General features: G+C 44.9%; 26 protein-coding genes and 1 tRNA gene. 10 read left to right on the top strand and 17 right to left on the bottom strand.

What is annotated here, in order from left to right:
• Nucleotides 1-60: 60 nt before the first annotated feature.
• Genes BLS64_RS13680 through BLS64_RS13675 form a run of 3 tightly spaced genes read right to left on the bottom strand, consistent with a single transcriptional unit; the run spans nt 61 to nt 1,003 of the window.
• Nucleotides 61-432 carry a hypothetical protein gene (locus tag BLS64_RS13680; RefSeq protein ID WP_093114165.1) on the bottom strand — a complete coding sequence of 124 codons (372 nt, stop codon included), beginning with the start codon at nt 430-432 and terminating at the stop codon, nt 61-63.
• A 27-nt stretch (nt 433-459) separates the two neighbouring features.
• Nucleotides 460-588 (bottom strand): hypothetical protein, encoded by a 129-nt coding sequence (locus BLS64_RS15410; RefSeq protein WP_256325199.1) that lies wholly within the window; start codon nt 586-588, stop codon nt 460-462.
• Complete coding sequence (locus tag BLS64_RS13675) at nt 572-1,003, bottom strand: hypothetical protein (RefSeq protein ID WP_093114166.1); 432 nt, start codon at nt 1,001-1,003, stop codon at nt 572-574. Before BLS64_RS13675 ends, BLS64_RS15410 begins: the two co-directional genes overlap by 17 nt.
• Nucleotides 1,004-1,342: 339 nt before the next feature.
• Between BLS64_RS13675 and BLS64_RS13665 the strand changes: the two genes are divergently transcribed.
• A complete protein-coding gene (locus BLS64_RS13665; RefSeq protein ID WP_093114169.1) occupies nt 1,343-2,110 on the top strand; it encodes a TrkA C-terminal domain-containing protein in 768 nt (255 codons plus the stop codon).
• 228 nt (nt 2,111-2,338) lie between these two features.
• Here BLS64_RS13665 and BLS64_RS13660 read toward each other — a convergent pair.
• Nucleotides 2,339-2,412: transfer RNA gene (locus tag BLS64_RS13660), tRNA-Met, on the bottom strand.
• A gap of 176 nt (nt 2,413-2,588) precedes the next feature.
• Here BLS64_RS13660 and BLS64_RS13655 point away from each other — a divergent pair.
• Together BLS64_RS13655 and BLS64_RS13650 are read left to right on the top strand one after the other, a co-directional pair.
• Nucleotides 2,589-2,975 (top strand): START-like domain-containing protein, encoded by a 387-nt coding sequence (locus tag BLS64_RS13655; protein ID WP_093114170.1) that lies wholly within the window; start codon nt 2,589-2,591, stop codon nt 2,973-2,975.
• 52 nt (nt 2,976-3,027) lie between these two features.
• On the top strand, nt 3,028-3,873 hold the full coding sequence (locus BLS64_RS13650) for an aminotransferase class IV (protein WP_093114171.1): 846 nt from the start codon (nt 3,028-3,030) through the stop codon (nt 3,871-3,873).
• Here BLS64_RS13650 and BLS64_RS13645 read toward each other — a convergent pair.
• The 5 genes from BLS64_RS13645 to BLS64_RS13625 form a co-directional block, all read right to left on the bottom strand.
• Nucleotides 3,870-4,430, bottom strand: coding sequence for a YqgE/AlgH family protein (locus BLS64_RS13645; RefSeq protein ID WP_093114242.1), 561 nt, complete (start codon nt 4,428-4,430; stop codon nt 3,870-3,872). The genes BLS64_RS13650 and BLS64_RS13645 overlap by 4 nt on opposite strands.
• Before the next feature lie 142 nt (nt 4,431-4,572).
• On the bottom strand, nt 4,573-4,848 hold the full coding sequence (locus tag BLS64_RS13640) for an HU family DNA-binding protein (protein ID WP_305367226.1): 276 nt from the start codon (nt 4,846-4,848) through the stop codon (nt 4,573-4,575).
• Between the two features lie 181 nt (nt 4,849-5,029).
• The gene (gene fmt / locus BLS64_RS13635; RefSeq protein WP_093114174.1) at nt 5,030-5,977 is read right to left on the bottom strand and encodes a methionyl-tRNA formyltransferase; all 948 of its coding nucleotides are present in this window, start codon (nt 5,975-5,977) and stop codon (nt 5,030-5,032) included.
• Nucleotides 5,974-7,878, bottom strand: a complete 1,905-nt coding sequence (locus BLS64_RS13630) for a RecQ family ATP-dependent DNA helicase (RefSeq protein WP_093114176.1) — start codon at nt 7,876-7,878, stop codon at nt 5,974-5,976. The genes fmt and BLS64_RS13630 overlap by 4 nt, the downstream gene beginning before the upstream one ends.
• A complete protein-coding gene (locus BLS64_RS13625; protein WP_093114244.1) occupies nt 7,871-8,407 on the bottom strand; it encodes an AAA family ATPase in 537 nt (178 codons plus the stop codon). Before BLS64_RS13625 ends, BLS64_RS13630 begins: the two co-directional genes overlap by 8 nt.
• An 82-nt stretch (nt 8,408-8,489) precedes the next feature.
• Between BLS64_RS13625 and BLS64_RS13620 the strand changes: the two genes are divergently transcribed.
• The 3 genes from BLS64_RS13620 (at nt 8,490) to murA (ending at nt 10,864) form a co-directional block, all read left to right on the top strand.
• Entirely contained in the window at nt 8,490-8,783 is a 294-nt protein-coding gene (locus BLS64_RS13620) for a DUF493 family protein (protein WP_093114177.1), read from the top strand.
• A 112-nt stretch (nt 8,784-8,895) separates the two neighbouring features.
• A complete protein-coding gene (locus tag BLS64_RS13615; protein WP_093114178.1) occupies nt 8,896-9,534 on the top strand; it encodes a DUF4290 domain-containing protein in 639 nt (212 codons plus the stop codon).
• A gap of 16 nt (nt 9,535-9,550) precedes the next feature.
• Nucleotides 9,551-10,864 carry a UDP-N-acetylglucosamine 1-carboxyvinyltransferase gene (gene murA / locus BLS64_RS13610; protein ID WP_093114180.1) on the top strand — a complete coding sequence of 438 codons (1,314 nt, stop codon included), beginning with the start codon at nt 9,551-9,553 and terminating at the stop codon, nt 10,862-10,864.
• A 73-nt stretch (nt 10,865-10,937) separates the two neighbouring features.
• Here the strand turns inward: murA and BLS64_RS13605 are convergent, their stop codons facing one another.
• The 4 genes from BLS64_RS13605 to xerD all read right to left on the bottom strand — a co-directional run bounded on the left by BLS64_RS13605 (nt 10,938) and on the right by xerD (nt 13,747).
• Entirely contained in the window at nt 10,938-11,237 is a 300-nt protein-coding gene (locus tag BLS64_RS13605) for an HPF/RaiA family ribosome-associated protein (RefSeq protein ID WP_093114245.1), read from the bottom strand.
• Between the two features lie 112 nt (nt 11,238-11,349).
• On the bottom strand, nt 11,350-11,811 hold the full coding sequence (locus BLS64_RS13600) for a hypothetical protein (RefSeq protein WP_143019330.1): 462 nt from the start codon (nt 11,809-11,811) through the stop codon (nt 11,350-11,352).
• A 10-nt stretch (nt 11,812-11,821) separates the two neighbouring features.
• Nucleotides 11,822-12,769, bottom strand: a complete 948-nt coding sequence (locus BLS64_RS13595; RefSeq protein ID WP_093114183.1) for an aldo/keto reductase — start codon at nt 12,767-12,769, stop codon at nt 11,822-11,824.
• Nucleotides 12,770-12,850: 81 nt separating this feature from the next.
• Nucleotides 12,851-13,747 carry a site-specific tyrosine recombinase XerD gene (xerD, locus tag BLS64_RS13590; RefSeq protein ID WP_093114184.1) on the bottom strand — a complete coding sequence of 299 codons (897 nt, stop codon included), beginning with the start codon at nt 13,745-13,747 and terminating at the stop codon, nt 12,851-12,853.
• A 113-nt stretch (nt 13,748-13,860) separates the two neighbouring features.
• Between xerD and BLS64_RS13585 the strand changes: the two genes are divergently transcribed.
• The 4 genes from BLS64_RS13585 (at nt 13,861) to BLS64_RS13570 (ending at nt 16,295) form a co-directional block, all read left to right on the top strand.
• Nucleotides 13,861-14,448, top strand: coding sequence for a porin family protein (locus BLS64_RS13585; protein WP_093114186.1), 588 nt, complete (start codon nt 13,861-13,863; stop codon nt 14,446-14,448).
• 193 nt (nt 14,449-14,641) lie between these two features.
• The gene (locus tag BLS64_RS13580) at nt 14,642-15,112 is read left to right on the top strand and encodes a hypothetical protein (protein WP_093114187.1); all 471 of its coding nucleotides are present in this window, start codon (nt 14,642-14,644) and stop codon (nt 15,110-15,112) included.
• 68 nt (nt 15,113-15,180) lie between these two features.
• On the top strand, nt 15,181-15,594 hold the full coding sequence (gene aroQ, locus BLS64_RS13575) for a type II 3-dehydroquinate dehydratase (RefSeq protein ID WP_093114247.1): 414 nt from the start codon (nt 15,181-15,183) through the stop codon (nt 15,592-15,594).
• 149 nt (nt 15,595-15,743) lie between these two features.
• Nucleotides 15,744-16,295: a porin family protein gene (locus tag BLS64_RS13570; RefSeq protein WP_093114249.1), complete on the top strand. Its 552-nt coding sequence runs from the start codon at nt 15,744-15,746 to the stop codon at nt 16,293-16,295.
• Nucleotides 16,296-16,346: 51 nt separating this feature from the next.
• On the opposite strand, the gene BLS64_RS13565 is transcribed toward BLS64_RS13570, so the two are convergent.
• The 4 genes from BLS64_RS13565 to BLS64_RS13550 form a co-directional block, all read right to left on the bottom strand.
• Nucleotides 16,347-17,561: a hypothetical protein gene (locus BLS64_RS13565; RefSeq protein ID WP_093114188.1), complete on the bottom strand. Its 1,215-nt coding sequence runs from the start codon at nt 17,559-17,561 to the stop codon at nt 16,347-16,349.
• A 99-nt stretch (nt 17,562-17,660) separates the two neighbouring features.
• The gene (uvrB, locus tag BLS64_RS13560; RefSeq protein WP_093114190.1) at nt 17,661-19,664 is read right to left on the bottom strand and encodes an excinuclease ABC subunit UvrB; all 2,004 of its coding nucleotides are present in this window, start codon (nt 19,662-19,664) and stop codon (nt 17,661-17,663) included.
• 104 nt (nt 19,665-19,768) lie between these two features.
• A complete protein-coding gene (locus BLS64_RS13555) occupies nt 19,769-20,605 on the bottom strand; it encodes an ABC transporter permease (protein ID WP_093114191.1) in 837 nt (278 codons plus the stop codon).
• Nucleotides 20,605-21,507, bottom strand: a complete 903-nt coding sequence (locus tag BLS64_RS13550; protein ID WP_093114250.1) for an ABC transporter ATP-binding protein — start codon at nt 21,505-21,507, stop codon at nt 20,605-20,607. The genes BLS64_RS13555 and BLS64_RS13550 overlap by 1 nt, the downstream gene beginning before the upstream one ends.
• Nucleotides 21,508-21,558: the final 51 nt, after the last annotated feature.

The raw sequence follows: 21,558 nt of genomic DNA, 5'->3' as shown, positions 1-21,558 counted from the left end.
CCGAAGATTAAAGCTATGAAATTTTCTTTTATAAAAGGAGGGGGTAATTCTGCAGCGAAACTATTCGTCAGCCTCTGCCTCGAGAAGTTCCAGGTATCTTTCGTACTGCGGACCGGTAAGTATGTCTCTCATGTCCCTGGTTTCCTGAAGTTTTAAGGCGACCAGCTGTTTTATTTTTGTCTCCTGCGGAATGTCGGTTTTCAACACTTCTTCCCTTTTCAAGGCGAATTCAATGTATTTACGCTCCATAAGGGCAGCTTGCTTGGCCCTTAAAGAAAGTTCATCTTCCCAGCGGGCTACTTCGCGGCCTACCTGCATTTCCAAATCGCGGGTAGGTTCGGGTTGTCCCACGGCTTGAGAAAAAGCCATTGACCCGGTAAAAAGGGTGAACAAAGTGAAGAATATCAGCTTAAGCTTTTTTGTTGGTTTCATGATCTGTTGGTTTTAGTTGGTTAATAATCAGTTCAAATTTTCCCAGAGCGCTGCCAGGAAATAGGGCAGGCGGGATAGCAAAAAGGCACCCGCCGCAGCCATGATCAATAGAATAAGGATCTGCCTTGCCCAGGTGCTGCTAAGAATTCGGTACATTGTTTCTTTCATCTTCTTTCGTTCCATTTTGTGTGAATTCTAATGATGCCCGGGGGGCATAACCACAAATTCCGTTGTAACAAACCAGGTAAAAATCGCCCATTTTATCAATTTTAAGGACGGGGGTTTCCTTTTGCACTTCAAGCACGATCTTGCTGGTGTGGTTAGGTTCCAGTCTTATCTGCAATTTCTCAAGCGCCAAAAGTTCATTGGGTCCCAATTTGTACTTTTTGACCGGCTCTTTCACGCTTTTTAAGGCTTCCAGCTTTTTGTTCACCTGAGCCACGGAATCTTTAAGCACTGCGATCTGCTGTTCAAGCGAGGCTTTTTTAGCCTCAAGTTTTTGTGTTTCAGTTTCCTGAGAGATCGCCGGAATTGTTCCTAAAAAAATTGCAAATAGTAATAGTTTTCTCATGTATTGGTTTTAATTCTAAATTCAACAAAAACCTTTCCAAATCTGCAGCAAAATGGGCTTTTCCGAAGCAGCAGGAAAACTCTGCCCGAAAATTCCGGGAGTAAAGCGAAGATTTCAAGGCAGGTGAGAGGAAAACTTCCGCAGAAGATCCCTCGGAAAAAGGCTTTCTTAATGGAAGAATTTTTGAGTCGCTTATAAATTTAATCGAGCTGTCTTGCTGCCCTGGTTTTTCATCTGGGATTGGAATGGAGTTTTTAATTTAAGGCAGTTTGCATATGGTTTCTTAAATTTATGGTCAGGTCGACAGGATCTTGTTTTCGTTTAAACCCAATATAAGTCATGGTTTCTGTAATTTCTCTTTTAATAGTGATCGCCCTTTCTATGCTGGTGATAAGAATTGGTGCAGTTGCTTTGCTTATGACAGGGCTTTCAGAAGAGGTGGCCAAATTCCAATCTCTTTCAGCATTTTCAGGAACCGGTTTTACTACTACAGAGTCAGAAAGCATTCTCAATGTGCCTATCAGGCGCAAGATCATAACCCTGCTCATAAGGCTTGGTTCCGTAGGGGTGGTTACCTCTATTTCCACCTTACTGCTTTCTTTCGTAGGGGCGGGACAGGCAACTTCAGAACGGCTGATCGTGCTATTGATCGGGGTGGGGGGACTCTACTTTCTTTCAAGAAACAAAGCATTCAACCGGGTGCTGACACCAATGATAGAGAAAATTCTCTCCCGTTATACTTCTTTAGATCTGCGAGACTATGTTTCTCTTTTACATCTTAAAGAGGATTATCGAATTGCCGAGATCGATATACGCGAACATGCCTGGTTAGCAGATAAGACCATTGAAGAGCTTGACCTGGTGGAGGAAGGGGTTTTGGTGTTAGGGGTGAAGAGAACAGGAGAGGAGTATGTGGGAGTGCCTCCTGCAGATCTTCGTCTGAAGGCAAAAGACCTGTTGATTATTTACGGGAAGAAAAATCGCCTGGACGAGTTGTCCAAAAGAGAGTCAGGTAATGAGGAGGCCCATGATGAGGCAAAGGCACAGAATAAGATCGATCAACAGGGGCAGAGGAGACAAACGGAAAGAATGAACAAGGAGGAGTGATTTACCCAGAGATCCCTTGATTTTTATTTGTTTACCTGCTTCAGGCTCAAAACCTTCCGCAGGTCACTTCAGAAAGGGGCATATAAAAACCTAAAGGGGCTGGAAACTGTAGCGAGAACGAACCCCGATAGCTATCAGGGGAACTCGTGACCTAAAGATCTCATCTTCAACCCGAGGTCACTTATTTTTAGGCATAAAAAAACCCCTTCCAAAAAAGGGGTTTTAGAGTAGCGAGAACGAGATTTGAACTCGTGACCTCCGGGTTATGAATCCGACGCTCTAACCAACTGAGCTACCTCGCCAATTGCGCCTGAAATCGCAGCCTGCACAGCATTTGATTTCTTTTGGCGGGTGCAAATATATAAACATTTTACCTTGTGGCAAACTATCTTTTTTAAAAAAATAATTTTTGATCTTTTGCTGTGGTTTGCAATTAAGTAATTAATAATTATATTGCCCAAAACTAATAAACCAAAGAATGGACGATAAGATAAAGTATGAGATGGAATTCCCTATACAGGCGTCTCCTTCCTTACTGTATAATTATATAGCCACTCCTTCGGGATTGAGCGAATGGTATGCCGATAATGTGAACTCCCGCGGTGAAATGTTCACCTTTATCTGGGAAGGCAGTGAAGAGAAAGCTAAGCTCATAAGTAAAAAGAACGGAGAGCGGGTGAAATTCAGATGGTTGAGCGACGAGGAAACACCTTATTTTTTTGAACTTCGCATACAGGTGGACGATATTACCAAAGACGTTTCCATCATGGTGACCGACTTTGCCGAAGAGGATGAAGTGGAAGAAGGAAAAATGTTGTGGGAGAATATGATCTCAGACCTGAAACAAGTCCTTGGATCGGTTTAAAAATCTTGACAGAAATAGTACCTTTGCCCGTTCTAAACAACGGGCTTTTTTTATGACTAATTTGGACGGAAAGATTGTAGCCTCTCAAGAGGCGTCCCTGTCGGTTTCGAACAGGGGGTACGCTTATGGTGATGCGGTCTTTGAAACGTTGAGGGTGATCAACGGAAAGATCATGTTCTGGGAAGATCATTACTTCAGGCTTATGGCAAGCATGCGTATCATGAGAATGGAAATTCCATCTACTTTTTCCCCCGAATTCCTGGAGCAGGAGATCAAAGATCTGCTGGAGACGAATGAGCAGCTTTCTTCCGCAGCCCGGGTACGCTTCTCTGTCCACAGAAAAGAAGGCGGCTTCTACAGGCCCAATACCAATGATGTGGGCTACGTGATCACTTCAGAAGTTCTTGAAGATCCTTTTTACATCATGAAAGAGGATTTCTATGAAGTGGAGCTCTTTAAAGACCACTACATCAACAGCGGACTATTATCTACGGTAAAGACCAACAACAGGGCGATCAACGTGCTGGGCAGCATCTTTGCAAAGGAGAACGAATATGACAATTGTTTGTTGCTCAACGAGAATAAAAGCGTGGTCGAAGCGCTTAACGGAAACCTGTTCCTGGTGACCGGCAAGACCATCAAGACCCCGCCCGTGAATGATGGCTGTATCAAAGGCATCGTAAGAGGAAAGATCATTGAGATCCTGAAGAAGCTGCCTGAATATACTGTTGTGGAAGAGTCAGTTTCGGCCTTTGAACTTCAAAAAGCCGATGAAATGTTCATCACCAATGTGGTCATGGGAATACGGCCCGTAAGCAAATACAGGAAAAAAGAGTTCAAGATGGAGGTCGCAAAAGAGCTGCTTACCAAACTGAACGTGCAGGCAAGACTAAGCTAGTTGTAGGAAGGATTCTCTGGCGCGTTGGACCAGATCACATAACTTCCTCCTAACTGCATCATCTTGTCTTTCCAAAAGTTGCGCGGGTGCCTGTTGAGAATGTCCTTATGGTCCTTGTTCTCTGTCACCACCCAGGAGTGCGCGTTGAGTTCTTCGTTCAATTGTTCGCAGTCCCAGCCCGAATATCCCAAAAAGAATTTGATCTCGTTCTCGGTGATCAGGTCCTGACTAATGAGGCCTTTGACCACTTCAAAATTGCCACCCCAGTAAATTCCACTGGAGATCTCTATGCTATCGGGTATTAGATCGGGTACTTTATGAATGAAGTAAAGGTTATCTTGTTCTACCGGCCCTCCATTATATACTCTGAAATTGCCATTTAGATCGGGTATCAAATCTTTTAAAGAAAAATCCAGCACCTTGTTCAGGATGAATCCTATTGATCCGCTCTCAGTATGATCGGCCAGTAAGACCACAGATCTGTTGAACGAAAGATCTCCTGTTATGGAAGGTTCTGCAATTAAAAGATGACCTTTGGCGGGTTTAAGTGTCGTCATATCTTTTCTTCCTTGATTTTTCAATTCTTTTCTTTTAAAGCTAAAAAAATTTCTTTCAGCTTGAACCGCCCGTAAACTTTATTTAACAAAAAAACTCTCCCAAAGGGGAGAGTTTAATATTTTATTAGCGTTTAAGTAAGAACTAGTTTACAGCTTTCTGTAAATCTGCTCCAGCTTTGAACTTCACTACGTTCTTAGCAGCGATCTTGATAGTCTTTCCAGTTTGTGGGTTTCTACCTTCTCTGGCTGCTCTTTTAGATACTGCCCAGGATCCAAAACCTACTAAAGATACACGGTCACCTTTTTTAAGAGACTTCTCTACGTTCTCAAGAAAAGATTCTAAAGCTTTCTTTGCTGCAGCTTTTGAAATTCCGGCATTCTCTGCCATTGCATCGATTAAATCTGTCTTGTTCATAATTTGAGTTTTAAAATAGTTGTTGGTTAAACTTTAATTAATTTGCTCTACAAATTTATATGGAAATCTTTGCCATGCAAGTAATGACAAGGGAAATGGCCAATATTGTTAATAACTTCGCCAAATTGTTGATAACCTAAGTTGATTTTTAGCGAAATTCGTTTGTTTCAGTATTTACAGGGGTTTACAGAACTTTGGCATTTGGAAAGAATTGATAGCCATTCAAAAGTTCTTTTACGGTCATTTTTCTCTTACCCGGCAGCTGCACCTCAGTTAAAATTATATACCCTCCTTTTACCGCGATCCTTACTTCTTTATTTTCCTGTACCAACTTTCCCGGTTCCAGGTCATGGGCTGCATTTTCTTTTTCGGCCGCATAGATCTTCAGCATTTGTTCGTTCTGCCCGTTGGTAAGCATGGTCCAGGCTGTAGGGAAGGGGCTAAGGCCCCTGATGAAATTGTAGATCTCCTCCAGGCCTTTGTTCCAATCTATCCTGGTGTTCTCCCTAGTGAGCTTATGCGCTGTCTTTAATTCTCCTGCTTCTTTTTGAGAAGTGGTTTCTACAGGGCCCTCTTCCAGAGCCTTAAGGGTTTTAATTACAAGGTCGGCTCCCGTGGTCATGAGCTTGTCGTGCAGGCTGCCGGCATTCTCGGCGGGGTCTATCCCGACCTTTTCCTGCATGATCATCTCGCCGGTATCGATCTTCTCATCAATAAAAAAGGTTGAAACACCCGTCTCTTTTTCCCCGTTCATCACCGCCCAGTTTATAGGCGCGGCGCCCCTGTACTGCGGAAGCAGGGAAGCGTGCAGGTTAAAGGTGCCGAATTCCGGCATTTTCCACACCGCCTCTGGCAGCATCCTGAAGGCTACTACCACCTGCAGGTTGGCGTCAAGATCTTTTAATTCCTGAAGGAACTGCTCGTCTTTAAGATTTGTGGGTTGCAGTACTTTTAAACCTTGTTCGGTGGCATATTTTTTCACCGCCGATTCGTGGAGCTTTCTTCCCCTTCCGGCGGGTTTGTCGGGAGCGGTAATGACTCCTACCACTTCATAATTGGCTTCCACTATACTTTTAAGGGTATGCACAGCAAAATCGGGCGTACCCATAAAGACGATCCGTAATTTTCTCATAGATGCTTTAATTTATATTTTTTGGCAGGGGTGAGGCTCAAAGCCTCTTTTTCAACCAGGACCCTAAGAACCTCTAAAATGTGTGCTTCGGGAAAATCAAGTTTTTCGGTGATCTCCCGGGAGCTGTGCTCCCCTTCTTCCAGGAGCGCGACGATCCTGAAGTAGATCTTTTTCATTTGTTCGCGACTCAGCTTTTCTTCAGAAGGCTTGCATACCGAACAGATCCCGCAAGGGCCGGCATCGGTCTCTCCGAAATATAACAATAATTGCCGGCTTTTGCACTGGCCGTTATTGGCTACATAGTTCAGCACGGCCTCGATCTTTTCCTTTTTCGTGTTCAGCTGAAGTTTTATATAAGGTATCAGCGGATTTACGGTGGCTTCATCTTCCCGGGGCAGTAAAAAGGTCACGCGGGTGTCGTGCTGGTCGTGTTCAAATTCAGCTATCCCGTCCTTATGCAGTTTTCGCAGGACTGAAATTACTTCAGACTGGCCTGTGCCTGCCTTATTGGCGATCACCTGCAGGTTGATCTCGACCATATCCTCAAACGCTCCGCCATAGGTTCTCAACACTGCTTTTGCCACCGCATCAAACTGCGGATTGGCTTCGAGGTAAAAACTCAATTGTCTTCCGGTAACCTTGAAATGGATCCTGGTCTTTTTCTGAAACTGTTCAGAGAGGCTCAGTACGCTGGTCCTGTCCAGCAGCAAAAGTGCATTATAGGTTTGCAGCACGTTGAGTTCATACTGGCTGCAGAACTCGTAAAAATTGAAATGATGCACAGAGCCTTCCCCTTCGCCATACGCGATCCTGAAATAGGTGACCACCTTTTTATAAACCAGTTTTACAAGTTCTACGGAAGGCAGGGTGCTCAGGAACTGGTTTTTGAGCAGCGGAATGTCGCTTTGGTTGGTAAGGACCACTGCTTTGGCGAATTTGCCGTCCCTGCCGGCCCGGCCTGCTTCCTGGAAGTAACTTTCCAGGCTCTCGGGCAGGTTCATGTGGATCACGCTGCGAACGTTAGGTTTGTCAATCCCCATTCCAAAGGCGCTGGTGGCCACCATCACCCTTTTCTCGTCCTTCAGCCAGCTTTGCAGGCGTTCAGACTTTTCCTTTTTAAGGAGACCGCCGTGGAAAGAGGCGGCTGAAATCCCTTTTTTCTGAAGGAATTCGGCCAGCTCTATTGTTGCCTTTCGGCTTCTTACATAAATAATGGCCGATTCCTCATGCTCCCGAAGGATCTTTTCCAGGTAATAATTCTTATCCTGTACTTCTTTCACCTCATAAGCCAGGTTCTCTCTTTTAAAAGACCGTTTTAAAATAGCTGGATCTTTCATCTCAAGCTGTTCGGCCATATCCTTTACCACCTTTCCTGTGGCGGTAGCGGTGAGGCCTATTACCGGGACTTCCGGTTTGATCTCCCTCAAAAAAGCGATGTTCCTGTATGCCGGTCTAAAGTCATGCCCCCACTGGGAGATACAATGGGCTTCATCTACGGCAATAAGGTTTACCGCCATTTGCCTTATGCGTTCCTGGACGATCTCCTGCTGCAGGCGCTCCGGAGAAAGGTATAGGAATTTATAATTGCCGTAAATGCAATTATCAAGCAGGGTGTCTACTTCAGAAAAGGGAATGCCGCCGGTGAGGGCCATGGCTTTGATGCCTTTGGCCTGCAGGGCATTTACCTGGTCTTCCATAAGGGCTACCAGGGGAGAGATCACAATGCACAGGCCGTCTTTTGCCAAAGCCGGCACCTGAAAGCAAAGCGACTTTCCGCCGCCTGTGGGCAACAGGGTGATCACGTCCTTACCTGAAAGCGCATTTTCGATCACTTCCTTCTGCAGGGGACGAAAGGAGGAGAACCCCCAGTATTTTTGTAGTATTTCCTCGGGCTTAAACAAGCTGGTCCAGGATAAATGAAGCGCGTTCTTCTACAGGTCCGCAGGGAACCTCGATGGGTCGATACCCATGGAATTTATAACTTTCGGCCAGGTGGTCGTGAATGGCCACCGCCTGTTCGTATGATTCGTAACGTTCGCTGTCTTCCGTGTAGATCTGCTTCCACGGGGGCAAAATAAAGATCTCGTCGTATAAATACTCCTTGCAAACACGGTTGAAGACGGGAGGGTATTCATTTCCAAAGTAATTCATATAGGCCACCACATCGGGCACGCCGCGGTCGAGGAAGACCATATTGGCTTCAACGATCTCGGCATCCTTGTGCTGTTGGATGCGGCCCTCGAGCAGCATCTCGCTGAAGAGCAGGGGTTCTTTCAGGAATAACTGGTCAATTCCTTTTTTTTGAGCCTCTTTAATGATCTCCCTTGAAACCTCGTGGAAACAAAAATAACCACTCTCTTCCAGGGCTTCAATAACAGAGGTCTTTCCTGTACCGGGACCGCCGGTGATAACAATTTTCCTGGTCTTCACGCGGCAAATTTCGGCATTTGCATTCAATTTAAAAAATGGATCTTAAAATGTATCTTTGTAATTAAAAGGAAGAAGAAAAATTATGAGCGAAGCAAAAGATCCCGAAGAATTCTACAGGAAATTAAAGGCCCAACTGCACGATACAGACAATTGGCCCACCATATACCTATATAAGTTCATTGTGCCTACCAGCAAGCAAAAGATACAGGAGGTGCATAATATTTTTGACAACCTGGGAGCGGTAATAAAAACCAAAGAATCGAGGAACGGAAAATACACCAGTGTCTCTGTGAACGTGAAAATGCAGGACCCTGATGCGGTGATTGCCAAATACAAGGAGGTAGGCGAGAAGATAGAGGGCGTGATCTCTTTATAATTGCTGCTGAAGGCGTTAAGAATTTAAAATATTTAATGTTGCCTGAATATATTTTCTTATTTTGCAGGCGATAAACTTCTACAGTATATTATCACCCTATATAATTAGCATTTTGACAAACGAACTAGAATATAACTCTGAAAGGAGTAAATTGATCATTCCGGAATATGGCCGACATATTCAGAAGATGGTGGAGTACGCCGTTGAGGTGAAGGATGATGCAGAACGCAACCGCGTAGCCAAGGCTATTATTTCGGTAATGGGCAACATGAACCCGCACCTGCGAGATGTGCCCGATTTCCAGCATAAGCTCTGGGACCAGTTGTTCATCATCAGTGATTTCAAATTGGATGTGGAAAGCCCTTTTCCTAAACCTTCCCGTGAAATGCTTGCTGAAAGACCTGACAGGATGGACTACCCCCAAAACTTTCCGAAGTACAGGTTCTACGGCAACAACATCAAAAGAATGATCGATGAGGCGAACAAATGGGAAGACGGACCCCAAAAAGAAGGGCTTGTCTACACCATCGCCAACCATATGAAGAAGTCTTACCTTAACTGGAACAAAGATACTGTTGACGACAAAGTGATCTTTGACCATCTTAGGGAGCTAAGCGGTGGAAGGATCGATATCAAAGCGACGGAAGAAGATCTTAGTGAGGCGTCTGATCTGCTTAGGGGCAACAAGAAGTATACCCAAAAGAAGTCCTCAAAGAAGACGCACCGCACCAGAAGCCGTAAACGCCATTAAACCTTAATCTACTACCATGGGAACTTTTCGAATTGAAGGAGGACACTCCTTAAAGGGAGAGATCAATCCTCAGGGAGCCAAAAATGAAGCTTTACAGATACTTTGTGCAGTTTTGCTTACTCCCGAAAAAGTAACTATCCATAACATTCCGGATATACTTGATGTCAATAAACTTATCCACCTGCTCAAGCAGCTGGGCGTGAAAATAGAAAAAACAGGAAAAGGCAGTTATACCTTCCAAAGTGATGAACTGGACCTGGATTATTTGACCAGTGAAAAGTTCAAGCAGGAGGGAAGCGGCCTTCGCGGCTCCATCATGCTGGTGGGACCATTGCTGGGAAGATTTGGAAAAGGTTATATCCCAAGGCCGGGAGGAGATAAGATAGGTCGCCGCCGCCTTGACACCCACTTTGAAGGATTCATCAAGCTGGGAGCCGATTTTAGATACAATAAAGAAGAACGTTTTTACGGTGTAGAGGCCAAAAATGGTTTGACCGGGACCTATATGTTGCTGGAGGAAGCTTCGGTAACAGGTACGGCAAACATCATCATGGCCGCTGTTTTTGCCAGGGGTAAGACCACTATTTATAACGCTGCCTGTGAACCTTACCTGCAGCAGTTGTGCAACATGCTCATCCGTATGGGCGCCAGCATCAAAGGAGTAGGATCCAACCTTTTGGAAATAGAAGGAGTGGAAGAACTTTCCGGCTGTACCCACACCATCCTGCCCGATATGATCGAGATAGGATCGTGGATAGGACTGGCAGCAATGACCAAAAGTGAGATCACCATTAAGAACGTCTCCTGGGACCATTTAGGTCTCATCCCAACTAATTTCAGAAAGCTGGGGATCAATATAGAAAAGCGGGGAGACGACATCTTTATTCCTGCCCATAAGGACGGGTATGAGGTGCAAAGCTTCATTGACGGTTCCATCATGAACATCAGTGACGCGCCATGGCCGGGATTCACGCCCGATCTTTTGAGCATCATCCTGGTGGTCGCCACCCAGGCAAGAGGTAGTGTGCTTATTCACCAGAAGATGTTCGAAAGCCGACTTTTCTTCGTGGATAAGTTGATCGATATGGGGGCGAAGATCATTTTGTGTGATCCGCACAGGGCTACGGTGATAGGGCATGATTTCCAGTCGCAGCTGAAAGCCACTACCATGGTTTCGCCTGACATACGGGCCGGAATCTCGTTGCTGATCGCCGCGCTTTCTGCGAAAGGAACTTCTATTATCCACAATATCGAGCAGATAGACCGCGGATATGAAAATATAGATGAGAGACTCAAAGCCATCGGTGCGAGGATCGAAAGGATAGCTTAACTCCTTCAATTAAGAGGTAAAATAGAAAAGGCTGCCATTTGGCAGCCTTTCTTGATTTTAGAGATCCTCTTTTTTAGTGGCTCTGCATTTCCGCTTTTCGTTTCTTGAGCTGTTTTTCAATATCCTTTACACTCTCGGCAGCGGCAGCTTCAAAGCTGTCTTCATTTGAAGAAGCATGTATCTTTGGTCCCGGAAGGCTAAGCTCAATAGCGCACACCTTGCCTTTACCGTTAGTAGATTTCTCTTCTTTAAACATCACGTCAGCCGAAATGATCCAGTCAAATTTATTCTCGAGTTTATCCAATTTTCGCTGAACAAGTTGTTCTGCAGAAATTTTGGTGTCTGAATGTACAAATTGGATGTTCGTCTTCATAGTCATCTGAGTTTTTGCTTAATATTTATTGCTTTGAAGTTACCAAAAATGACCTAAAAGTCCCGGAGTTTATCATAAATATAACGTTCTCCACAGGCCCTTTCGGGTTTGGTCATTCTTGGGGTTCGGCAGAGGTAACGTGTTCAAATTCCAGTCTGCCGTTGGGTTGTAATTTGTATCGGTAGATCGATTTTCCCTGAATATGGCCATCATCGTAGATCCCCAGTACCCAGTCGTTGGTCAATACCTTTACCTCACGGAACTGCATGCTGCCTCCCACAACAGGGTCAAGCGGAATTATTTCGGGATGCTTTTTAAGAGCGGTTTTTATCATTTCCTTTGGATCTTCGATAGAATCGAATTCCTTTCCGAAGTAGATGGGATAATTGGCCGCGATATCTCCTTTTTCGATTAGCGCCTTGAGGGAATCGGCAGTTTTTTTATATCTGGACAGTTCCTGTGAAAGCGAATCCAGTTGTTGCTCGGTGTCTTGCAGCTCCCGCTCGTTATCCTGGCAGCCTGTAAAAAGGGCAAGGAAAAAAGTGAGGGCAAAAGCGGTTTTCATAAATGCCATATATTTGGGTTTATTCATCATAGATGTTCTCATAAGGGTTTTGTTTGGTTACAAAAAATTCTCCGTTCACATACCGGAAATGGCGATCAAGCTCTGCGATCTCTTTCATGTCGGCTTCATCAAGTTCGATCTTATCACTTTCCAGGTTGGCAATAATATGTCCTTTTGAAGTAGATTTGGGGATCACTGCCGTTCCCCTCGCCACGGCCCATTGTATAAGGATCTGACCGGGAGAGGCACTGTGTTTTTCAGCTATCTTCAGGATCACAGGCTCTTCGAGGAGAGAAGGTTCGTTCTCTGCCTTCATTTCTTTATTGCGGTCACCGCTGCCCAGCGGGGAATAAGCGGTGAGATGGATGTTATTTTCCTTGCAGAACTCCAGCAGCTCATGTTGCTGTAAAAAAGGATGAAGCTCAACCTGATTCATTTCCGGGAACTCCTGGGTTTGCGCCATGAGATCCTTCAGTTTTTTAACACTGAAATTAGAAACGCCAACATGTTTTACCAGCCCCTGCTTTTTCGCCTCGAGCATGGCGTTCCAGGTCTCAATAATAGGCACTTCTTCCAGGGAGAGATAATCTTCATTTTTCGTAGGAAAACCTACTCCGTGTCGAAAAGCTACCGGCCAGTGAATGAGATACAGGTCAAGATACTTCAGCTGTAGATCTTTTAGAGTTTGCCTTAGTGCCGGGATCACATCTTCCTTTTTATGAGAGTCGTTCCAAAGTTTGGAAGTAATCCACACATCTTCTCTTCTTATTTTTCCCTGTGAGAATACTTCGGAAAGCGCGTTGCCAATTTCGGCTTCATTGTCATAGATAGCGGCACAATCAATATGCCTGTATCCTTCATTAAGAGCTATTTTTACCGCTTCCTGTACCTTTCCTTTTTCAGACTTCCAGGTACCCAGGCCTATGGCGGGTATTTCGTCATTATTGCTGAATTTCAGTGTTTTCATTTTTACTGTGTTTTAAAATAAAATAAGCAGGAAAAGGCGGGGGAGGCAAGGAATTCACCAGATTTAGCAGAAATTTAATAATTATCTGCGAGGGTGATACTGCTCCATGACGTTTTTGAGATGGGAGCGGTCCATGTGTACATAGATCTCGGTAGTAGTAATGCTTTCATGCCCCAGCATCTGCTGTATCGCCCTGAGATCGGCGCCATTTTCCAGTAAATGGGTGGCAAAGGAATGCCTTAAGGTGTGCGGACTGATCTTTTTGTGGATACCGGCAGCTTCAGCAAGCCTTCTGATGATGGTAAAGATCATGGCACGGGTAAGTCCTTTTCCTCTCCTGTTCAGGAATACTGTGTCTTCATAGTCTTTTTGAACAGGAACATGGGGCCTTACATGGTCGCAGTAAAGATCAATGTATTTTCGGGTTTCTTCGGCTATGGGAACAAAGCGCTGTTTATCACCTTTCCCGGTCACCTTGATGAAACCTTCCTCAAAGAACAGGTCAGATAATTGCAGGTTGATCACCTCAGAAACCCGAAGTCCGCAGCTATAAAGGGTTTCCAAAATGGCCCTGTTGCGCTCTCCCTCGGGTCGGGAAAGGTCAATGGCTGCGATAAGCTTGTCTATTTCTTCAATGGAAAGGGTATCGGGTAGTTTTCGGCCAATGCGCGGAGACTCGATGAGCTCCATGGGATTCTGTTTTCGGTAATCTTCAAACACGAGAAAGTTAAAAAAACCCTTCAAGCCTGAAATGATCCTTGATTGGGAACGCGCATTTACCTTTTTCGCAATGGTGTAGATGAACTGCTGCAGTTCTTCTTCAGTGATCTTTATCGGTGAAACATGTATTTCATGCTCCTCAAGATAAGAGATGAGCTTCTCTACATCAAAGCTGTAATTGGTGATGGTATTGGCAGAGAGACCTCGCTCAATGCGCAGGTATTGCTGGTAATCAACAAGAGCATTCTTCCAGTTCACAGGCTAAATATACAGCAGATTTACGGGAATACCTTAGCAATACTTTAATACCGGCTTAGATTTTCTTAACAACTCGACTCCTACATTTGTCGGGAACTAAAAACCTAATAGTTATGAAAAAGTCAATCTTATTTGTTGCGGCAATGGTTTTAAGTACCACATTTGCAGCCGCACAGGAGTATGTTTATTTCGGAATAAAAGGAGGGGTTAACTTTTCCACCATTTCAGGAGACGGCTTCTCAGATTTCAATGATGAAAGCGCAAGAACCGCATATCATCTTGGTTTACTCGCTGAGGTTCCTGTTTCTGACAGGTTTTCCATTCAACCCGAGGTGCTTTATTCCGCACAGGGATTTGATATCATCAGAAGGGAAGATAATGCCGATATCGAACACCAGTTAGATTTTATCACTGTGCCTGTACTGGCAAAGCTTTATGTGACCAACGGCTGGAGTTTTGAGGCCGGACCGCAGGTAGGATTTGTGGTCAATGAACAGATCGGGGACGGCGACAATGACATCGATTTCTATGACGAAGATCGTAAGGAACTTGACATGAGCCTTGGTCTGGGTACATCTTTCAAGTTCAACAATTTCTTTCTCTACGGAAGGTATAATGCCGGGCTAACCAACATCTATGATAATACTGCAGCCGATGCGAAAAACTCTGTCATCCAGGCAGGGATCGGGCTGTTGTTCTAAATGCAATTCATCTAACCAACCAGCTTATTGAGCGGAAGTTTTCACTTCCGCTCTTTTTTTGAATTAGGTTTTCCAAAAGGATGTTGAATAGTTGGTCTTCAATGTTTTATCATGACAAATATCATTAGGTGTAATGAGTTGTGTGCCAACTATTTAGAGTAAATTTAATCTTTACTAACTAAAAAAGCTGTGAATGATGAAAAAATTACTCTTTCTGGGGCTGCTGGTATTTGGCCTGAGCCCCGTTTTCGGACAAACCAATTTCAATATTGGTGTACATGCGGGAATTCCCATGGGAGATATTGAAGACATCTCCAGTTTTGAAGGCGGCGTTGATCTTGCGTACCGGTTTACCTTTGTGGATATCGTAGAGGTGGGGCCGCTCTTAGGTTATACTCACTTCTTCGGACAGGATGAATTCGATGACTTTAACTACCTGCCAATTGCGGCCTCCGGACGGCTTGGCTTGCCACAGTCCTTTTTTGCCGGTTTTGATATTGGATATGCCATCGCGCTGGAAGAAGACGCAGATGGCGGCCTGTACTACCGTCCTCAGGTAGGATACCAATTCTTAAGATTTGCGCTGGTGCTGTCATACGCAGGGATTGCTGATGATGTGATCGACATTGGAGCCCTCACTTTTGGAGTGGAATTTAAATTGTAGTAAGGGATTTAAATGTTTAACAGCGGAAGTACATGCTTCCGCTTTTTTTATTTTTTTACTTTTACTACATGAAACTACTCATTATTAACGGCCCCAATCTAAACCTGCTGGGGAAACGAGAACCCGGCACTTACGGTAATCAGGATTTTCAATCTTATTACGAAGAACTTCAGGAAAAATTTCCGGCAGTTGAGCTGGATCATTACCAGTCTAACATTGAAGGAGAGATCATTGATAAGTTGCAGCAGGCTGAGGGAAACTATGAAGGAATTATCTTGAACGCTGCCGCCTACACCCACACTTCAGTTGGAATAGGGGACGCCGTAAAAGCCATCGCAACTCCCGTGATTGAGGTGCATATTTCCAATACTGCCGCACGCGAAGAGTTCAGGCACAGGTCATATATAGCGCCAAACGCAAGAGGGGTTATCCTTGGGTTCGGGCTTCAGAGCTATGAGCTGGCCATTCAAAGTTTCCTTTAACCACTTACTAATTCAAAAATCTGATCTTTAGTAAGTTGTTCTTTTATCGATAAACTGGACTCATTGGTCCTGTTTTCCATGATCATTTGTTGGTTTAACAGTTTTATTTTATAGATTAGTTGTTATTAACAAAACTTAAACAACTAATTATGAAAAAATTATTACTTGTTGCAGCTTTCTTTTTTGCTGTTTCTGCGAGTCAGGCTCAGGAAATGGGATTCGGAATTAAAGGGGGTGTGAATTTTGCAAATCTATCCGGAGATGATGTTGATGATATCGATGGACGAACGGGATTTCATTTAGGTCTTTTAGCGGAATTTGGGCTGACTGAAAGTTTCAGTATTCAGCCTGAAGTATTGTATTCAGCTCAGGGAGCTAAAGATGACGAAATGAACTGGAACCTTGATTATTTGACCATTCCAGTGATGGCGAAGTACTATGCAGTTCCAGGTTTTTCAATAGAAGCAGGGCCTTATGTAGGATTCAATGTCAAGTCAGAAGTTGAGATGGACGGAGTTAGCGTAGACGTGGAAGACGAGACAGAGTCAACTGATTTTGGTGTGGGATTCGGATTGGGTTATGAACTGCCAATGGGAGTTTTCTTCCAGGCCCGATATAATATGGGCTTAAGCGATATTGCTTCAGATGCCGATGCTAAAAACAGTGTCTTCCAACTTTCAGTTGGTTACAAGTTGTTTTAAAATTTCTTCAACAGAATTTTTAAGCGGAAGATCTCTCTTCCGCTTTTTTTATCACTTGTCCAAAAGGATCCAGCGATTGCCCGCACTTTGGAGCATCATTTTCTGGCCGCCATTGATCGCGGAAACTGTGCTGTTCGTGGTAATGTCAAAAAGGTCGTTTCCGTTTAGAAAAACGAACGGCTTTTGACCATTTCCGGGCCAGTTGATGAGGTAAAGGATCCTTCCCTTATGAGTAGCGGCATCTGGTAAGGTAATGCTGCTTACCTGGTTGTTGATACGCAAAGTAAAGGTTTCGTCAGGGATGATATAGCTGCCGGTCGCCGAGGTCGTTGAAGTGTAAGTCCTATAATTATTGTGTTTCCAGGTCACTAATCCGGCGGCATCGGTCACCAGGACCTGGTCCTGACTGCCGCGGATATCGGGAAGTATGTATTCTTCCGCCGGGGTGGCACCAATTCCCACCCTGCCTGCAAAATATCCTGCGAAGAGCTTCTTAGGGTCATTTCCGAAAGCCGCGCTGTAGATCCCGTAGACCATTCCCGTTCCCTGAACTGTCCCGATTTTGTTGTAGATGCCATAATGGTTTTTGGTCGCGCCAAACGTCTTGCCCACGTCATTATAAATGCCGTAGATCTCTTCATTGGTGTTTTGATTGGTCTCATTGTAAATGCCATAATGCACTCCAATTCCGTCTGCCGAGACAGTGTTCTTGATCCCGTATTTCCTATCGGCGGTAGCGGTTTTATTAGTGCTTACAATCCCGTAGGTGACATTTGCGGGAGTGCCGCTTGCATTCTCTACTTCTAAACCGGTCTTGGTGATGAAATTTTCGGTAGGATTGATCATCACCTTGAGCTTCACGTTTTCAGATTGTCCGCCTATATTCACATTTCCGGTCCTAAAGATCGCATCCTGCTGACTGCCTGCCGCAGCTGTAGTGCCTACTTTATAGAAGTCTGAAGTTGCTTTTCCGGCAACACCTTCCCAGGTGTTGCCGGTACCATTCCAGAAATAGAAACCGGCAGGGAATCCTGTGGTTGCCGTCTTCAGGAAGATCAGCATTCCATGCTGTTCTGCGGAAGGGTTCATCGCAGGGAACTTTTCCAGCCTCGGGATCAATATTCCGTCTGTACTGCCCGGAGAAGCAGGATCGGCTATTGTTATATCTAACTGTGCTTTAGGATCTGTGGTGTTGATCCCAACCTGTGCCTGAGCAGAAAAAAGGCACATAAGAAGTACTGCTCCCAAAAAGAAGTTTTTTGTCATTTGTCCTTAAAGTTAAAAGGGAGGCAGTAATTGGTTAAAAAAAAGAATGGGATAAATATACATATTTATCCCATTGATTTACAGGTTGATAAAAATATTTTAAGAAGCTTCCTGTACTCGTTCCTGGAGCATTTTGATCTCGTCGCGAAGCTTTGCCGCAGTCATGAAATCCAGCTCCTTGGCCGCTGCTTCCATGGCTTTTCTTTTCTCCCTGATCCTTTTCTCAAGCTGAGGTTTGCTGAAGTATTCCGTCTCTGCTTCCGCAGCCTTAAGATCGGGAGCGACTTCGTATTTATAAGGCTCCGGCTTGCTCTTCACAAGCAAGTTTTCAAAGGATTTTTTCAGGGCAGTAGGAGTGATGTTGTTGTCCTCGTTGTACTTGAGCTGTTTCTCCCTTCTGTAATTTGTTTCGTCGATCGTCTTTTGCATACTCTCCGTGATCTTGTCCGCATACATTATGGCTTTACCTTCCAAATGCCTTGCAGCACGGCCAATGGTCTGGGTAAGGGAACGGTTGCTTCTCAGGAAACCTTCTTTATCGGCATCCAAAATAGCGACTAGCGAAACTTCCGGAAGGTCCAGGCCTTCCCTTAACAGGTTCACCCCTACGAGCACATCAAAAAGCCCTTTCCGCAGGTCCTGCATGATCTCCACCCTTTCCAGCGTATCCACGTCGGAATGTATGTAACGGCAGCGAATGTCGATGCGGGTAAGGTATTTAGTGAGTTCCTCTGCCATTCTTTTGGTAAGGGTGGTCACGAGGATCCGTTGATCTTTTTCTATTCTCTGCTGAATTTCCTCGATAAGATCATCGATCTGGTTCAGGCTGGGTTTAACTTCTATGACGGGATCCAATAATCCTGTCGGGCGGATCACCTGTTCGATATACAATCCTTCGGTCTTCTGAAGTTCGTAATCTGCCGGGGTCGCGCTCACATAGATCACCTGGTTCTGCAGCATTTCGAATTCCTCGAACTTCAACGGACGGTTGTCCATAGCGGCCGGTAACCTGAACCCGTAATCCACCAGCGTTTCTTTCCTGGACCTGTCCCCGCCGTACATCGCGTGCACCTGCGGAATGGTCACGTGGCTTTCATCTACCACCATAAGGTAATCATCGGGGAAATAATCGAGCAGGCAGAAAGGCCTGGTTCCGGGTGGTCTTCCGTCAAGGTATCTCGAGTAATTCTCAATTCCCGAACAATATCCAAGCTCCCTGATCATCTCCAGGTCAAAATTCGTTCTTTCATCAAGGCGCTTGGCTTCCAGGTGCTTCCCGATCTCTTCGAAATAGCCCACCTGTTTTACCAGGTCATCCTGGATCTCGCGGATAGCTCCCTGCAGTACATCGGGCGAGGTGACGAACATGTTCGCAGGGTAAATGTTCAGCCGGTCATATTTTTCTATGATCTGGTTCGTAGCGGGGTCAAAAGCTTCGATCTCTTCGATCTCATCCCCGAAAAAGTGAATTCTGAAGGCATTATCGGCGTAACTCGGAAAAATATCCACAGTGTCACCTTTGATCCTGAAGTTCCCGTGGGTGAATTCAGCTTCGGTCCTGGAGTACAGACTTTGCACCAGTTTATGCAGCAGCTGTGTTCGGGAGATGACCATGTCGCGTTCAATGGAGATGACGTTCTTCTTGAACTCCACCGGGTTCCCGATACCATAAAGACAGGAAACCGAAGCAACAACAATGACATCCCTTCTTCCCGAAAGCAGGGAAGAAGTGGTGCTCAGTCGCAGTTTTTCGATCTCTTCATTAATGGAAAGATCCTTCTCTATATAGGTTCCCGAAGTGGGAATAAAAGCTTCGGGCTGGTAATAATCATAGTAGCTTACGAAATATTCCACCGCATTATCCGGAAAGAATTGCTTGAACTCTGAATAGAGCTGAGCTGCAAGGGTCTTGTTGTGCGCCAGCACCAGGGTAGGCTTCTGTACCTCCTGGATCACATTAGCCACGGTAAAGGTCTTTCCCGACCCCGTAACCCCCAGAAGGGTCTGATATCTTTCGTTGCTATCTATTCCTTTGACCAGTTGGTCTATCGCCTGTGGCTGGTCTCCGGTAGGTTTAAAATCTGATTTTACTTTGAACTTCATGTAGCTGAATTGTGGCCTGCAAAAATAGCCTTTTTGCATAGCTTATCAAAAAGGAGACCACTCCTAACTCTTTTGAAATCAGATTTTTTCCGAAGCAAAAGAGATTACAGATCCCTTCTTTTAAGCAGAAAATAGGAAAAGTAAACAAAAAGGGTTATCCAGATGCACACGATCAATAACTGGTACCAGTGAATGCCATAGTCCTTAGATATCTCAGACCCAAGCTGCGTGGCTGCGGATTGGATGACATTAAGCCGGGAAAAAGGCTCCTTTACCAGCATGCTCATGGATTCCAGCGGGAAGAACTGGGCGATGTTATCGGCAATTTCGGAACCTCTGAACAATTTGTACTTCATTACGGCATAACCAATATTCTCAATGATCCACCAGATGAACAGGAAGCCCAGGGCAAAAGCCGATCTTTTCACCAGCATTCCCAGGAACATACAAAAGGCGAAGAAGCCGGTGAGTTTTATAAAGTAGGCGAGCAGGTATTCCAGGTCTGAAAAAATGATGGAAAATTCAGTATAATCCGAGAAGGAAAGCCCCAGGATCATCGAGACGATGAACAGGAACACCGTTGATAAAAGTGAGAAAGAGAGCACCGTTAAAAATTTCGACAGGATGAACTCCTTTTTGCTCAGGCCATCTATCAAATTCTGTTTCAGCGTTCGGTTGGTGTATTCGTTCGACATCATCGAAACGATCACGATGGCCAGGAACAGCTTTAAAGTAGCAGCGATATAGCTGTTGAAGTGCCAGATGTACGGGAAATTAAAGATTCCCTGGTCGGCTACCCTGAATTCGACTCCGCCAAACTTGAATTCGATCGAAGCGATGAGCGCAATGAAAGTGATCAGGATGAAATAAGTGGTCACCAGCAGCCTTGCCGATTTGCTGTAACGCAGTTTGTGGTATTCTATAGTGAGTAATCGTAACATCAGGCAGAGATTTGGTTGGTTAATTGCAGGAACTGTTCTTCAAGACTTTCTTTTCGCTTGACAAGCTGTGAAAGCACCAGTCCGTTCTCAAAAAGGTATTTGTTGAGGGCTTCGGCTTCCAAAGGTTCGTTCAGAAAAGCCACTAAGATTTCCCCTTTTTGGGTGATCTTGCCAAAAGACGGATGCTCATCCAAGAGCCTGTGCAGTTTTTCAGTTTCGGCTGCCTTCAGTTCAAAGAACCCGAAGCTGGCATTCATCTGGTCTACCGGTCCACTGTATAGTTTTTCGCCTTTTCGAATGATCACCACATGAGTACAAACCTTTTCTACCTCATCGAGTAAATGCGAGGCCAGCAAAATTGTAGTTCCGTCTTGCGCGATCTTAGTGATGATCTCCCGTATCTGGTGGATTCCCTGCGGATCGAGTCCGTTTGTAGGTTCGTCAAGAATAAGGATCTCGGGATCGTTCAGCAGGGCAGAGGCGATCGCTAACCGCTGCTTCATTCCCAATGAAAAAGTGCGGAATTTACTGTCCTTTCGGTCCAGCAGCCCTACCAGCTCAAGCTTCTCATCGATCTTATCTGGAGCCACGTTCTTTATCTTACAAACCAGATCCAGGTTCTGGGCAGCGGTCATGTACGGGTAGAAGTTGGGCCGCTCAATGATGGCGCCTACTTTTTTGAGGGCATCATGAGTGCTTTCCCTTCCGTCGAACCATTTGAAGTCGCCGCTGGTCTTGTTCACCACGTTCAGCACCACGCCGAGGGTAGTGGATTTACCACTTCCATTGGGACCTAAAATGCCATAAACATTTCCTTTTTCTATGGTAAAAGACAGGTCCTTGACAGCGGTCACAGGTCCATACTTTTTTGTGAGGTTGTTGATCTGTAATATCTTGTTCAAAATACTATAGGCTTTTAACATTCGACGTTCAAGTTAACGTTTTGTTACATG

Source organism: Salinimicrobium catena (assembly GCF_900102915.1).
Taxonomy (GTDB): Bacteria; Bacteroidota; Bacteroidia; order Flavobacteriales; family Flavobacteriaceae; genus Salinimicrobium; species Salinimicrobium catena.
Note: the sequence above shows the minus strand (reverse complement) of the source record. Positions and strands in the feature narration are given on the sequence as shown.

Coding starts and splice junctions, on each gene's coding strand:
- BLS64_RS13570 (WP_093114249.1), top strand. CDS start 15,744: ATGAAAAAATTATTACTTGTTGCAGCTTTCTTTTTTGCTGTTTCTGCG.
- BLS64_RS13605 (WP_093114245.1), bottom strand. CDS start 11,237: ATGAAGACGAACATCCAATTTGTACATTCAGACACCAAAATTTCTGCA.
- BLS64_RS13650 (WP_093114171.1), top strand. CDS start 3,028: ATGACTAATTTGGACGGAAAGATTGTAGCCTCTCAAGAGGCGTCCCTG.
- fmt (WP_093114174.1), bottom strand. CDS start 5,977: ATGAGAAAATTACGGATCGTCTTTATGGGTACGCCCGATTTTGCTGTG.
- BLS64_RS13655 (WP_093114170.1), top strand. CDS start 2,589: ATGGACGATAAGATAAAGTATGAGATGGAATTCCCTATACAGGCGTCT.
- BLS64_RS13665 (WP_093114169.1), top strand. CDS start 1,343: ATGGTTTCTGTAATTTCTCTTTTAATAGTGATCGCCCTTTCTATGCTG.
- BLS64_RS13620 (WP_093114177.1), top strand. CDS start 8,490: ATGAGCGAAGCAAAAGATCCCGAAGAATTCTACAGGAAATTAAAGGCC.
- BLS64_RS13600 (WP_143019330.1), bottom strand. CDS start 11,811: ATGGCATTTATGAAAACCGCTTTTGCCCTCACTTTTTTCCTTGCCCTT.
- BLS64_RS13555 (WP_093114191.1), bottom strand. CDS start 20,605: ATGTTACGATTACTCACTATAGAATACCACAAACTGCGTTACAGCAAA.
- BLS64_RS13680 (WP_093114165.1), bottom strand. CDS start 432: ATGAAACCAACAAAAAAGCTTAAGCTGATATTCTTCACTTTGTTCACC.
- aroQ (WP_093114247.1), top strand. CDS start 15,181: ATGAAACTACTCATTATTAACGGCCCCAATCTAAACCTGCTGGGGAAA.
- BLS64_RS13565 (WP_093114188.1), bottom strand. CDS start 17,561: ATGACAAAAAACTTCTTTTTGGGAGCAGTACTTCTTATGTGCCTTTTT.
- BLS64_RS15410 (WP_256325199.1), bottom strand. CDS start 588: ATGTACCGAATTCTTAGCAGCACCTGGGCAAGGCAGATCCTTATTCTA.
- BLS64_RS13580 (WP_093114187.1), top strand. CDS start 14,642: ATGATGAAAAAATTACTCTTTCTGGGGCTGCTGGTATTTGGCCTGAGC.
- BLS64_RS13585 (WP_093114186.1), top strand. CDS start 13,861: ATGAAAAAGTCAATCTTATTTGTTGCGGCAATGGTTTTAAGTACCACA.
- BLS64_RS13645 (WP_093114242.1), bottom strand. CDS start 4,430: ATGACGACACTTAAACCCGCCAAAGGTCATCTTTTAATTGCAGAACCT.
- uvrB (WP_093114190.1), bottom strand. CDS start 19,664: ATGAAGTTCAAAGTAAAATCAGATTTTAAACCTACCGGAGACCAGCCA.
- murA (WP_093114180.1), top strand. CDS start 9,551: ATGGGAACTTTTCGAATTGAAGGAGGACACTCCTTAAAGGGAGAGATC.
- BLS64_RS13675 (WP_093114166.1), bottom strand. CDS start 1,003: ATGAGAAAACTATTACTATTTGCAATTTTTTTAGGAACAATTCCGGCG.
- BLS64_RS13595 (WP_093114183.1), bottom strand. CDS start 12,769: ATGAAAACACTGAAATTCAGCAATAATGACGAAATACCCGCCATAGGC.